Annotated in this window: 12 protein-coding genes; 10 read left to right on the forward strand and 2 right to left on the reverse strand. The window is 77.8% G+C overall.

The features are described 5' to 3' along the window. The first annotated feature begins 74 nt into the window (after positions 1-74). The 4 genes from ACI79O_RS08280 to ACI79O_RS08295 all read left to right on the forward strand — a co-directional run bounded on the left by ACI79O_RS08280 (position 75) and on the right by ACI79O_RS08295 (position 3,843). Positions 75-1,214, forward strand: coding sequence for a M24 family metallopeptidase (locus tag ACI79O_RS08280; protein WP_456913826.1), 1,140 nt, complete (start codon positions 75-77; stop codon positions 1,212-1,214). Further along, entirely contained in the window at positions 1,189-1,674 is a 486-nt protein-coding gene (locus ACI79O_RS08285; RefSeq protein WP_456873256.1) for an Lrp/AsnC family transcriptional regulator, read from the forward strand. The genes ACI79O_RS08280 and ACI79O_RS08285 overlap by 26 nt, the downstream gene beginning before the upstream one ends. 14 nt (positions 1,675-1,688) lie before the next feature. Then, complete coding sequence (locus ACI79O_RS08290; RefSeq protein ID WP_456913827.1) at positions 1,689-2,567, forward strand: DMT family transporter; 879 nt, start codon at positions 1,689-1,691, stop codon at positions 2,565-2,567. A 145-nt stretch (positions 2,568-2,712) separates the two neighbouring features. Then, entirely contained in the window at positions 2,713-3,843 is a 1,131-nt protein-coding gene (locus ACI79O_RS08295) for an Rv2578c family radical SAM protein (protein WP_456913828.1), read from the forward strand. 33 nt (positions 3,844-3,876) lie between these two features. Here the strand turns inward: ACI79O_RS08295 and ACI79O_RS08300 are convergent, their stop codons facing one another. Continuing rightward, positions 3,877-4,740 (reverse strand): hypothetical protein, encoded by an 864-nt coding sequence (locus tag ACI79O_RS08300; protein WP_456889855.1) that lies wholly within the window; start codon positions 4,738-4,740, stop codon positions 3,877-3,879. A gap of 262 nt (positions 4,741-5,002) precedes the next feature. Here ACI79O_RS08300 and ACI79O_RS08305 point away from each other — a divergent pair, with 262 nt between their 5' ends. Together ACI79O_RS08305 and ACI79O_RS08310 are read left to right on the forward strand one after the other, a co-directional pair. Next, positions 5,003-6,142, forward strand: a complete 1,140-nt coding sequence (locus ACI79O_RS08305) for a carboxylate-amine ligase (RefSeq protein ID WP_456913829.1) — start codon at positions 5,003-5,005, stop codon at positions 6,140-6,142. A 37-nt stretch (positions 6,143-6,179) separates the two neighbouring features. Further along, positions 6,180-7,061 (forward strand): lysophospholipid acyltransferase family protein, encoded by an 882-nt coding sequence (locus ACI79O_RS08310; RefSeq protein WP_456889851.1) that lies wholly within the window; start codon positions 6,180-6,182, stop codon positions 7,059-7,061. A gap of 13 nt (positions 7,062-7,074) precedes the next feature. Here ACI79O_RS08310 and ACI79O_RS08315 read toward each other — a convergent pair whose 3' ends face one another. After that, positions 7,075-7,602: a GNAT family N-acetyltransferase gene (locus ACI79O_RS08315; protein WP_456889849.1), complete on the reverse strand. Its 528-nt coding sequence runs from the start codon at positions 7,600-7,602 to the stop codon at positions 7,075-7,077. A 117-nt stretch (positions 7,603-7,719) separates the two neighbouring features. Between ACI79O_RS08315 and ACI79O_RS08320 the strand changes: the two genes are divergently transcribed. The 4 genes from ACI79O_RS08320 (at position 7,720) to ACI79O_RS08335 (ending at position 12,440) form a co-directional block, all read left to right on the forward strand. Next, positions 7,720-9,237 (forward strand): amidohydrolase, encoded by a 1,518-nt coding sequence (locus tag ACI79O_RS08320; RefSeq protein ID WP_456889847.1) that lies wholly within the window; start codon positions 7,720-7,722, stop codon positions 9,235-9,237. A gap of 188 nt (positions 9,238-9,425) precedes the next feature. Then, entirely contained in the window at positions 9,426-11,060 is a 1,635-nt protein-coding gene (lnt, locus tag ACI79O_RS08325) for an apolipoprotein N-acyltransferase (protein WP_456913830.1), read from the forward strand. Further along, entirely contained in the window at positions 11,057-11,848 is a 792-nt protein-coding gene (locus ACI79O_RS08330; protein ID WP_456873246.1) for a polyprenol monophosphomannose synthase, read from the forward strand. Before lnt ends, ACI79O_RS08330 begins: the two co-directional genes overlap by 4 nt. Positions 11,849-11,912: 64 nt before the next feature. Next, entirely contained in the window at positions 11,913-12,440 is a 528-nt protein-coding gene (locus tag ACI79O_RS08335) for an FxsA family protein (RefSeq protein ID WP_456889843.1), read from the forward strand. The last annotated feature ends 54 nt before the right edge of the window (positions 12,441-12,494 follow it).

The following is a 12,494-nucleotide window of genomic DNA, read 5'->3' on the forward strand; positions in this document are numbered from 1 at the left end:
GGTCACGGGCGGGGACGGTAACGGCCGGGGAAACCGGCGGGGGAGCGGTCGGTGCCCGGGGTTAGTGTCCGGGCGTGGCAGACAGCACGGGGGCCCTCGTCAGCACCGACCGCGTGTACGCCGCCCGCGCCGTGGCCGCGGAGGTCGGCGCCGACGTCCTGGTCCTCACCCCGGGGTCGGACCTGCGCTACCTGTGCGGCTACCACGCGCACGCGATGGAGCGGCTGACCGCGCTGGTCGTGCCGTGCCGCGGTGAGCCGCTGCTGGTGGTGCCGCGGCTGGAGGCCCCGATGGTCGACGCCAGCCCGGCCGGCGCGCTGGGCCTGGACCTGGTCGCCTGGGACGAGACCGACGACCCGTTCGCCGTCGTCGCCCGCGAGGTGACCGCCCGGCTGGGCAGCGCACCCACCCGGGTCGCCGTCGGCGCCCGCACCTGGGCCGAGCACGCCCTCGGGGTGCACCGCGCGCTGCCCGGCTCGGTGCTGGAGCTGGCGACGCCGGTGCTCGACCGGCTGCGCATGGTCAAGACGCCGGCCGAGGTCGAGGAGCTGGCCGCCGCCGGCGCGGCGATCGACCGGGTGCACGCGCGGATGGCCGAGTGGCTGCGGGTGGGCCGCACCGAGGCCGAGGTGGGCGCCGACATCGCCGCGGCGATCCTCGCCGAGGGGCACGTGGGCGTGGACTTCGCCATCGTCGGCTCCGGGCCCAACGGCGCCAGCCCGCACCACGAGCTCTCCGACCGGGTGGTGCAGGCCGGCGACGTCGTCGTCGTCGACATCGGCGGGGAGACGGCCACCGGCTACCGCTCGGACTGCACCCGCACCTACGTCGTCGGCGCGGAGCCCCCGGCCGAGGTCGCCGAGTGGTACGGCGTGCTGCAGGACGCGCAGGAGGCAACCGTGGCCGCCGTCCGGCCCGGCGTGACCGCCGAACAGGTCGACGCCGTCGCCCGCGACCGGATCACCGCGGCCGGGTGGGGCGAGCACTTCATCCACCGCACCGGGCACGGCATCGGGCTGGACACCCACGAGGCGCCCTACATCGTGGCGGGCAACGACCTGCCGCTGGAGGCGGGCATGGCCTTCTCCGTCGAGCCGGGCATCTACCTCGCCGGCCGCGCCGGCGCCCGCATCGAGGACATCGTCGTCTGCACCGACGAGGGCGTGCGCGTCCTCAACCGGGGCCCCCGTGCGCTCGGCGTCCTCCCCGGCTGAGCCGGGCGGGGAGCACCCCGCCGCGCCCGACGTCGACCGGGCGCTGCTGGCCGCGCTGGCCCGCGACGGGCGGGCGAGCTACACCGAGCTAGCCGAACGGGTCGGGCTGTCGGTGTCGGCGGTCCACCAGCGGGTGCGCCGGCTCGAGCAGCGCGGGCTGATCACCGGCTACCGCGCCGCGGTCGACGCCCGCCGGGTCGGGCTGGGGTTGACCGCCTTCGTGTCGATCACGCCGCTGGACCAGGCGCGGGCCGACGACGCCCCGGGGAAGCTGGTGCACCTGGACGCGATCGAGGCCTGCTACTCGGTGGCCGGGGTGGAGAGCTACCTGCTCAAGGTGCGGGTGGCCTCGCCGGAGGCGCTCGAGGCCCTGCTGCGCGAGATCCGGACGACGGCCAACGTGAGCACCCGGACCACCGTGGTCCTGTCGACCTTCTACGAGGACCGCCCTCCCGTCTGAGTCCGGAGGACCGGGTGTCCGATCTCGGCGTGGCCCGCGGGGTCGGCGAGCACCTGCCCGGCACGCTGCTCGCCCTGGTCGCCGCGCTGCTGTTCGGGCTGGGCTCGGTGCTGCAGCACGAGGCGGCCGCCCGGGCCGCGGCCGGCGGGCGGCTGCGCCTGCGGGCGCTGGTCCGGCAGCGCACCTGGGTGCTGGGCCAGGCGGCCACCACGAGCGGCACCGGGGCCCAGGTCGCCGCGCTCGCGCTGGCCCCGGTGGCGCTGGTGCAGCCGTTGCTCGCCGGCCAGCTGGTGGCCGCCCTCGGGGTGCGCACCGAGCGCACGCGGCGGTCCCCGTCCGGGAGGGAGTGGCTGGGCGCCCTGCTCACCGTGGGCGGGCTGGCGGTGTTCGTCGTGGCGGCCCGCCCGGGCCGCGCGGTGGCCGGCGGACCGCCGCCCGCGTGGACCTCGGTGGCCGCCGTCGTGGTGGTCACGCTGGCCGTCGCGCTCACCGCCCGGCTCGGCCCGGGCCGGGGCGCCGCGCTGGCCTGCGGCGTCACCGGCGGCCTGGCCGCCGGCGTGGCCGCGGTGCTGGTCTCGGCGGCGCTCGGCGTGCTGTCGGCCGACGGGCCGGCCGCCGCGCTCCTCCGGCCCGAGCCGTGGGGCGCCGTCGTGGCGTCGGTGGTCTCCCAGCTGGGCGCCCAGCAGGCCTACGGGCGCGGGTCGCTGAGCTGGTCGCTGCCCGCGCTGGTGGTGTTCGACCCGCTGGCCGCCGTGCCGGCGGCACGGCTGCTGCTGGGGGAGCACCTCGAGCCCGGTCACGCGACGGTGTGGGGTCCGGCCGGGCTGCTGGCCGTCGTCGGGGTCGTCCTGCTCACGCGCGGCGGCGGATCCCAGGCGGACGACGTGAGGTGAGTCGGCCGTCGGCCTGCCCGACGCCGTCGTGCCCTTGACCGTTATCCCTAATTCAGGATCGGCAAGAAGCCGACGACACGACCCAACAGCGAGAGTGACACGGCGTCGACTGGACATCCGATCGAACGTGTGTTCGCATGCCGGGGTGCGCTGGGACGGGCAACGGCTGGACGCCGACGACGGGACGCTGCTACCGGGCATGCCCAGCGCCCGTGGGCTGCTGCGCAGCGTGCAGGTGCCCGAGTTCCCGGGTGTGACGCTGCACGAGGTGCTGTCCCGGTCGGCGCTGAACAAGGTCCCCGAGGGCTCGCGGATGCCGTTCGCCTACACGATCAACCCGTACCGGGGCTGCCTCCACCGGTGCATCTACTGCTATGCCCGCTCGTCGCACGAGTGGCTGGAGCTCGACAGCGGCCACGACTTCGACACCCAGATCGTGGTCAAGACCAACCTGGTCGAGGTGCTGCGGCGGGAGCTGGCCCGGCCGTCGTGGCGCCGCGAGCACGTGGCGCTGGGCACCAACACCGACCCCTACCAGCGCGCCGAGGGCCGCTACCGGCTCATGCCCGGCGTCATCCGGGCGCTGGCCGACTCGGGCACGCCGTTCTCGATCCTCACCAAGGGGACGCTGGCCCGCCGCGACCTCCCGTTGCTGGCCGGCGCCGCCCGCGACGTGCCGGTGGGCTTCGGGGTGTCGCTGGGCATCTGGGACGACGAGCTGCACGCCTCCCTCGAGCCGGGCGTGCCCTCGCCGCGGGCCCGGCTCGACCTGGTCCGCGCGGTCATCGGCGCCGGCCTGCCGTGCGGGGTCTTCCTGGCGCCGGTGCTGCCGGGCCTCACCGACCGGCTCGCCGACCTCGACGCCGCCCTGGAGGCGATCGCGGCCGCCGGCGCCACCGGGGTCACCGTCGTGCCGCTGCACCTGCGCCCGGGCGCCCGGGAGTGGTTCTCCGCCTGGCTGGCGCGCGAGCACCCGGCGCTGGTGCCGCGGTACCGGCAGCTCTACCGGGGCGGGGCCTACGTACCGCCGGAGTACCGCTCGTGGCTGGCCGAGCGGATCGCGCCGCTGCTGCGCCGGCACGGCCTCGACCGCCACACGGGCGGACAGGCGCGGGAGGGCCAGCCGCCGTCGGGGGTGCCCGGCGACGACGAGGCCTCGTTCCCGGCCGGCAGCCTGCCGCCGCCGCGGGACGACCGGCCGGTGACCGGCCGCCGGGGGAGGACCCGCCCCGCGGCCCGCGACGAGGCCGTCCCCGGGCAGCTGGCCCTGCTCTGACGGGTGGTCCGGCGGGGGAGGGGAGGGGAGGGGTCAGCGGCCCGCTGGGGCGGGCGCGCCGGCCCCGCGGTTGGCCCGCGCGGCGCGCTCGGCGCGGACCGCGCCCCGGGGGGCGACGGGCTCGGCGCCGGCCGCCAGCGCCAGCCGGCGGTAGGAGTCGTAGGACAGCGTCTCGTAGACCGCCGCCAGCGCCTCGGCCTGCTGCCTGCGCCGCCCGGCGGTGGTGCCCCGCAGGTGCAGCGCGGTGCGGACGGCGTGCTTGGTGAAGGTCACCTGCAGCGCCTGGCTGGACAGCCGCCCGCCGACCTCCGAGGTGAAGCCCGGCCCGCGGCGCAGTGCCGGCAGCACCCATGGGCTGGCCGCCAGCGCCGGGAACCGGTTGCGGACGGTCTCCCAGGCGTGCCACGCGGTCAGCGCCCCCGGGACCGCCCACTCGCCGTCGTCGGTCCGCACCAGCAGCCGCCGGCTCGTGGGGTGGACCTGGTCGCGGCGCAGGTCGCGGAAGGTGCCCACCGGCGCCGGCCAGTGCAGCGCGATCGCGCACCACACCACCGTGCGCAGGTGCTCGGGCTGCTCGCCCCGTACCTCGGTCAGCGGCCGCAGGTCGAGCGTGCGGGGATCGGGCTCGGGAGTGGGCGGCGTGGGCAGGGGGACCCCGCCGTAGCGGGCGACCTTGCTGTACAGCGTGACCGTGGCCGGTTTCCAGCCGCGCGCCGCGGCGACGTCGTCCATGCCGCCGGTGGCGAGCTCCTCGGGCCCGAGGCCGAGTTCCAGTGCGGCGTCGACGAGCCGGCGCCACTGCACCGCGTAGCCCTCGGGCGGCTCCAGCCGGGCCCACTCGCGCGCCGCGGGCACCGACGGCATCTCCGGCAGCGGCCCCTGCCACGTTTTGCTCACCCCGCCATCCTAGCCGTTATCCCCAACAAAGAGTCGAATCAACCACGGACAAAGCCACAGACTCACACCGAGGACGACGGGAGAAGGGCGCTCGCGGTCAGCGAGCTGGTCGAGCAGGCCCGCCCCGCCACCGCCGGAGGTGCCGCGGGCATCGAGCACGCACGAGGTCCTCCTGGAGTCGGGGCCGCGGATCCCCATCACGGCGGTGGCCCGCCTGGACGGTCGTCCTGCGCCGCGGGTGCCGCGCGCCCACGATGTCCCGGTGCGCACGGTGGGGGTCGAGGAGGAGCTGCTGGTCGTCGACCCGTCGGGGAGGCCGGTGCCGCGCGGGCCCGAGGCGTTGGCGGTGGCCTCCCGGCGGGGAGAGGGGGAGACCCCGGAGGAGCACGAGCGCGAGAACGACGCGGCCGACGACGGGGCGCGGGGCCACCTGGTGCCCGAGCTCAAGCAGCAGCAGCTGGAGCTGGGCACCCGGGTGTGCACGGGCCTGGACGAGGTCGACCGGGAGCTGCGCGCCTGGCGTGACCGGGCCGACGACGCCGCGCGGGCGGTCGGGGCGCGGGTGGCGGCGCTCGCCACCTCCCCGGTCGCCGTCGACCCGGCGCCCACGCCCGGGCAGCGCTACAGCGCGATGGAGGAGACCTTCGGCCTCATCGCCCGCGACCAGCTCACCTGCGGCTGCCACGTGCACGTCTCCGTGGCCGACGACGAGGAGGGCGTCGCCGTCCTCGACCGGATCCGGGTGTGGCTGCCGGTGCTCACCGCGCTGACCGCGAACTCCCCGTTCTGGCTCGGCGCCGACAGCGGCTACGCCAGCTACCGCTCGCAGGCCTGGAACCGCTGGCCCTCCGCGGGGGCCGCCGAGCCCTTCGGCGACGCCGCCGGCTACCACCGGGCCGTCGCCGACCTGGTGGCCACGGAGACGATCGTCGACGCCGGCCAGGTGTACTTCGACGCCCGGCTGTCGCTGGCCTGGCCGACGGTCGAGGTGCGGGTGGCCGATGTCGCGCTGCGGGTGGAGGACGCGGTCACCCACGCCGGGCTGGTCCGCGCGCTGGTCGACACCGCGGCGGGGGAGTGGCGGGCGGGCCGGCCGGTGCCGCCGGTGCGGGCGGAGCTGCTGCGGGTCGCGGCGTGGCGGGCCGGCCGGTCGGGGACCACCGGGGACCTGGTGCACCCCCGCACCGGGCGGCCCGCGCCGGCCGCGGACGTCGTCGCGGCGCTGCTCGAGCACGTCGGGCCGGCCCTGGCGGCCGCTGGGGACCGGGAGCGGGTCGCCGACGGCGTCACCGCGGTCCTCGCCCGGGGCACCGGGGCGGACCTGCAGCGGCGGGTGTACCGGGAGACCGGGGACCTGGCCGCCGTCGTGCGCGCCGCCGTCGACCGGACGCTGGGGGCGTGACCAGGTGGCTCCCAGGCGACCGGGCTATCGTCCGGCCATGTACACCGCGAGCTGGCGGGACGTCGTCCGGCGCGACACCTTCGGGTCCCACCCCGACCGCCGGGACGCGCCCTACCGGCTGGTCGTCCGGGTGACGCTGGTGATCTTCCGGCTGCTGCGGCTGCGTTTCGACGTCCGCGGCTCCGAGCACGTGCCCACCGCGGGCGGGGCGGTGATCTGCAGCAACCACGTCAGCTACCTCGACTTCACCTTCCTGGGGCTGGCCGCGCTGCCCCGGCACCGGCTGGTGCGCTTCATGGCCAAGGCGTCGGTGTTCGGCCACTGGTTCGCCGGGCCGTTCATGCGGGCGATGCAGCACATCCCGGTCGACCGCACGGCCGGGGCGGCCGCCTTCGAGGCCGCCGTCCGGGCGCTCAAGGACGGCCAGTTGGTCGGGGTCTTCCCCGAGGCGACCATCAGCCAGAGCTTCACGGTCAAGGACCTCAAGGCCGGCGCGGCCCGGATGGCCATCGACGCGGGCGTGCCGATCATCCCGGCCGCGGTCTGGGGCGGGCACCGGGTGGCCACCAAGAAGCGGCCGGTCGACCTGACCCGCGGCCGGGCGGTGACCGTGCTGCTCGGCGAGCCGCTCGTCCCCGAGCCGGGGGAGACCCCCGTGGCGCTGCTGGCCCGTACCCGGGCGGCGATGGAGGCCCTGCTCGACGAGGCCCAGCGCACCTACCCCCAGCAGCCGGACGGCCCCGAGGACCGGTGGTGGCTGCCCGTCCACCTCGGCGGTACCGCGCCCACCCTGGCGGAGGCCGCGGCGCGCGACGTCGAGGACGCCGCCGGCAAGCGGGTGCGCACGCGGCGCCGGGCGCGGCTGCGGGCCCGGCTGACCGGCCGGCGCCGGCGCCGGCCCCCCGGCGCGGCGGCGTGACCCGGGGCCGGGGTCAGTCGACCACCGGCGGGGCCATCAGCCGGAACGCCTCCAGCTCCACGTCGTACCAGCGGCGCAGCCGGCCCAGCGGCTGCATGCCCAGCCGCCGGCAGACCGCCAGCGAGGCCTCGTTGCCGGGCCGCACGACGGCGTAGACCTCGGGCACCCCGGCGCCGAAGGCGCGCTCGACCACGGCCCGCGCGGCCTCGGTGGCGTAGCCGCGGCCCCAGCAGTCGGGGTGCAGGTGCCAGCCGACCTCCACCTCGCCGACGCCGTCGGGCAGCGGCTTGAGCAGCACGGTGCCGGCGACCAGGGGCGGCTGCCCGCGCACCTCGACCGCCCAGCAGCCGAAGCGGGAGTCGGCGCGGGTCACCTCGGCCCACCGGCCGACCAGTTCCACCGGTCCCACCGACGGGGTGCCGCCCAGCCAACGGGTGACCTCGGGGCGGGCGTAGATGTCGGTGAGCCGGGCCAGGTCGTCGCGGCAGGTGGTCCACGGGCGCAGCCGTAGCCGGGGGGTGAGCAGGTCCCCGTCCGGCACCGGTCCTGCCTACCGCCGCCGGACGGCCCCGGCCACCCGACGGAGGCAGCCGACGCCGCCAGCCGACGGCGCCACCCGGGCGCGGGGCCGCGGCGGGGCGCCGTCATGCTCGGCGCCATGACCGCCGCCGACCTGCTCGTCTCCGACGTCACCGTGGGCGACCGCCCCGGCCGGGCGGTGCACGTCGTCGACGGGCGGATCGCCTGGCTGGGCGCGACTGGGGAGGCGCCGCGGGCCGGCCGGGTGCTGGCCGGGCAAGGGGCGCTGCTGACCCCGGCGTTCGTCGACGCCCACGTGCACGCGACCGCGACCGGCCTGGCGCTCACCGGTCTCGACCTCCACTCGAGGTCGAGCCTCGCCGACGCGCTCGCCGCCGTCGCCGCGGCGGTGGCCGGCACGCCGCCGGGGATCCTGCTGGGCACCGGCTGGGACGAGACCGGCTGGCCGGAGGGCCGCGGCCTGACCCGCGCCGACCTCGACGCCGTCGTCGGCGACCGCCCGGCGTACCTGGCGCGGGTCGACGTGCACTCCGCGACGGTGTCGACCGCCCTGCTGGACCGGGTGCCCGGCATCGGCGACCTGCCCGGCTTCTCCGCCGACGGGCAGCTGCGCCTGGACGCCCACCACGCCGCCCGGCAGGCCGCCTACGGCGCGGTGACGGCGCCGCAGCGGGCCGCCGCGCAGGCCGCGACGCTGACCGAGGCCGCCCGGCTGGGCATCGGCAGCCTGCACGAGATGGCCGGGCCGGAGGTGTCCAGCGCCGAGGACCTGCGCGCGCTGCTCGCGCTGGCCACCGACCGGCCCGGACCGCGGGTGGTCGGCTACTGGGGCGAGCTCGCCGAGCGCGGCGGGCTCGAGGTGGTGCGTGAGCTCGGCCTGGCCGGCGCCGGCGGGGACCTGTTCTGCGACGGCGCCCTCGGCTCGCACACCGCGGCGCTGCGCCTTCCCTACCGGGACCGGCCCGCCACCGCCGGGGCGCTGCGCTTCGAGCCCGCGCAGCTGGTCGACCACGTGCGGGCCTGCACCGCGGCGGGCGTGCAGGCCGGCTTCCACGTCATCGGCGACGCCGCCGTCGACCAGGTGCTCGACGCCGTCGGCGCGGTGGTCGCCGAGCTCGGGCTGCCCGCCGTGCGCGCCTGCCGGCACCGGCTCGAGCACGTCGAGATGCCCGGTGCCGAGGCGATCGGGCGGATGCGGGACTGGGGGATGGTCGCCAGCGTGCAGCCCGCCTTCGACGCGGCCTGGGGCGGGGACGCCGGCATGTACGCCGAGCGCCTCGGCGTCGACCGGGCCCGGGCGACCAACCCGTTCGCCGACCTGGCCGACGCCGGGGTCGCGCTGGCGTTGGGCAGCGACGCACCGGTGACGCCGATGGACCCGTGGGGCGGCGTGCACGCCGCGGTCGACCACTCCACGCCCGGTGCGGGCCTGCGCCCCTTCGACGCCCTCGACGCGGCCACCCACGGCGGCTGGCACGCGGTCCGGGCCGAGACCCCGGCCGGGCCGCTCGCGGTCGGCGCCCCGGCCGACCTGGCCCTGTGGGCCACGGACACCGGGCTGTCGGCCGTGCTCGCCGAGCGCGCCCGGCCCGGCTGCACCGCCCTGGTGGTGGCCGGGGAGGTGCTGTCGCTGTAGCGGGTGACCCCCGGGGCTGCGGTGACCGCATCCGCGGGGGACGCCGCCGGTCGCGCGGCCGGTCCGGCCCGGCGGGATGGGATGCTGGTCGGCGGACCACGCCGTGGTCCGCGCCCGCGGCCGCCCGCGGGCGTCCAGCCGGGGCCCGGGCCGTGCGTCCGCGGCACGACGTCGCGGGGAGGTCAGCGGTGCCACCAGCAGCCCCGGCGGGCACGCTCGACGCCGGCGCCGCCGAGCGCCCCGGCCGTCCGTCCCGGGGACCGGCCCGGTGGGCGCTGCTCGGGCGCACGGTGCTGGCCGCGGTGGGCGGGGCGGCGATGCTGCTCGCCTTCCCCGGCTGGTCGCTGCTCCCGCTCGCGGTGCTCGGCCCCGCCGCGCTGGCCCTGGCCGTGCACGGGCAGCGGGCCCGGGTCGGCGCCTGGCTGGGCCTGGTCTGCGGGCTGGCCTTCTTCGTGCCGCTGCTGTCGTGGACCGGCATCTACGTCGGCGCGTTCCCCTGGCTTGCCCTGGCCGTCTCCCAGGCCCTCTTCCTGTCCGCCCTGGGCGCGGCGACCGCGGCGGTGTCCCGGCTGCGGCTGTGGCCGCTGTGGACCGCGGCGCTGTGGGTGGCCGACGAGGCGCTGCGCGGCCGCGTCCCGCTCGGCGGGTTCCCCTGGGGGCGGCTCGGCACCAGCCAGACCGACGGGCCGCTGCTGGCGCTGGCCGCCTACGGTGGGGTCCCGCTGGTCTCCTTCGCCGTGGCCCTGACCGGCACGCTGCTGGCCGCGGCGGTGCTCGCCCTGGCCCGCGCCCGGCGTCCCGGGGATCCCGGCCGGCGGGGGCCGGCGGTCCGCACGGCGGCCGCGGCGCTGGCCGGGATGGCCGCGGTGCCCCTGCTCGGCGCGGCCGCCTGGCTGCCCCTGCCCGGCCCCTCGCTGACCGCGGGCGGCCCCACGCGCACCGTCGCGGTCGTCCAGGGCGACGTCCCCGAGGCGGGCCTGGAGTTCAACGCCCGCCGACGGGCGGTGCTGGACAACCACGTGCAGCGCACCCTGGAGCTGGCCGAGGCGGTCGCGGCCGGGGACGCCGCGCAGCCCGACCTGGTGGTCTGGCCGGAGAACAGCTCCGACATCGACCCCTACACCAACGCCGACGCCGCCGCGCAGATCAGCCGGGCCGCCGAGGCCGTCGACGCGCCGGTGCTGGTCGGCGCGGTGGTGCAGGGCCCGGGGGAGTACCTGTCCAACACCGGCATCGTGTGGGACCCCGAGACCGGGCCGGGCCAGACCTACGTCAAGCGGCACCCGGTGCCGCTGGCCGAGTACGTGCCCGCGCGGGCGTTCTTCCGCTTCTTCAGCGACAAGGTCGACCTGGTCCGCCGCGACTTCGTGCACGGCACCGAGGTCGGCGTCCTGGACATGGCCGGCGCGCGGGTCGGCGACGTCATCTGCTTCGAGGTGGTCTACGACTCCCTCGTCGCCGACACCGTGGAGGCCGGGGCGGGCATGCTCGTCGTGCAGACCAACAACGCCACCTTCGGCTACACCGACGAGAGCGAGCAGCAACTGGCCGCCAGCCGGCTGCGGGCCGTGGAGTTCGGCCGCACCGTCGTCGTGGCGGCCACCAGCGGCATCTCCGCGGTCGTGGCCCCCGACGGGACGCTGGTCCGCCGCTCGGAGCTGTTCACCCCCGCGGTGTTCGTCGAGGAGGTCGCCCAGCGCGACTCCACCACGGTCGCCCAGCGCCTCGGCGCCGCCCCCGAGTGGACACTGGCCGCCCTCGGCGCCGGCGCGCTGCTCGCCGTCGCCGTGCCCGCGCTGCGCGCCCGCCGGAGCGGCCGGTGAGCGCCCCGCGGGTGCTGGTGGTCATCCCCACCTACGACGAGGTGGAGAACCTCGAACCCGTCCTCGACCGGCTGCACGCCGCGGTGCCCACGGCACACGCGCTCGTGGTCGACGACGGCTCACCCGACGGCACCGGCGAGCTGGCCGAGAAGCTCGCCGCCCAGGACGGGCGGGTGCACGTGCTGCGGCGCACCGAGAAGTCCGGCCTGGGCCCGGCCTACGTCGCGGGGTTCCGCTGGGGCCGCGCGCACGGCTACGACGTGCTGGTCGAGATGGACGCCGACGGCTCCCACCACCCCGAGCAGCTGCCGCTGCTGCTGGCCGCCCTCGACGACGCCGACCTGGTGTTGGGCTCGCGGTGGGTGCCCGGTGGGCGGGTGGAGGACTGGCCACGCCGGCGGCTGCTGCTGTCGCGGGTGGGCAACCTCTACACCCGCTGGGCGCTGCGGCTGCCGCTGGCCGACGCCACCGGGGGGTTCCGCGCCGTCCGCGGGGAGCTGGTCGACCGGCTGCCCTTCGACGAGGTGGCCAGCCAGGGCTACTGCTTCCAGGTCGACTGGGCCTGGCGAGCGGTGCGAGCCGGCGCCCGGGTGGTGGAGGTGCCGATCACCTTCAGCGAACGCGAGTTCGGCCGGAGCAAGATGACCGCCTCGATCGTTGAAGAGGCGTTGGTGCGGGTCACGTGGTGGGGCCTGCAGGACCGGCTGGCCGACCGGCTGCCGGGCCGGGTCCCCCGCGCCGTGCCGGGACGGGTCCGCGACGGCGGGCGGTCCAGCGAGGTCCGGTAGGCGGACCCGGGCCGCCCGCGAGGCCGGACCGGGGAGAGCCGTGGGACAGGCCGGAGGACGAGCCGTGGGGCACCGGGTGGGACGCCGGGTGCGGGTGCTGGTGGGGCTGTGGGCCCTCGCCGAGGTCGCCGTGTTCGTGCTGGTGGCCGGCTGGATCGGGGTGGGTGCGACGGTGCTGGCCGCGCTGGCCACCACCGTGCTGGGCTGGGCGCTGCTGGCCCGGCAGGGCACGCGGGCGCTGCGCGAACTGGCCGAGCGCGCACGGGCGAACCGGCCGCCGGGCCGGGCCGCCTCCGACGCCGGCCTGGTCGCCGTCGGCGGGGCGCTGATGGTGCTGCCCGGCTTCCTCGGCGACGTCGTCGGGCTGCTGTGCCTGCTGCCGGTCACCCGGCCGCTGGTGCGGGCCGCGGTCGGCCGCGGGGTGGCGGCGCGGCTGGGACTGCGTCCCGCCGGCCCGGTGCGGGTGCGCAGCGCCCGGGTGCCCGGCGCGAGCTTCCCGCGCCCGGGCGGCCCGGTGCGGGTGATCGAGGGGGAGGTCGCCGGCGACCCGGTCGACGCGGAGCCGTCCGACACCGGCCGCCGGACGGTCTGACCGGCACCGGTCCCGCGCGCGGTCGTGCTCTGCCCCCAGGTGGGGGCAGAGCAC

Source organism: Geodermatophilus sp. SYSU D00696, from assembly GCF_054050235.1.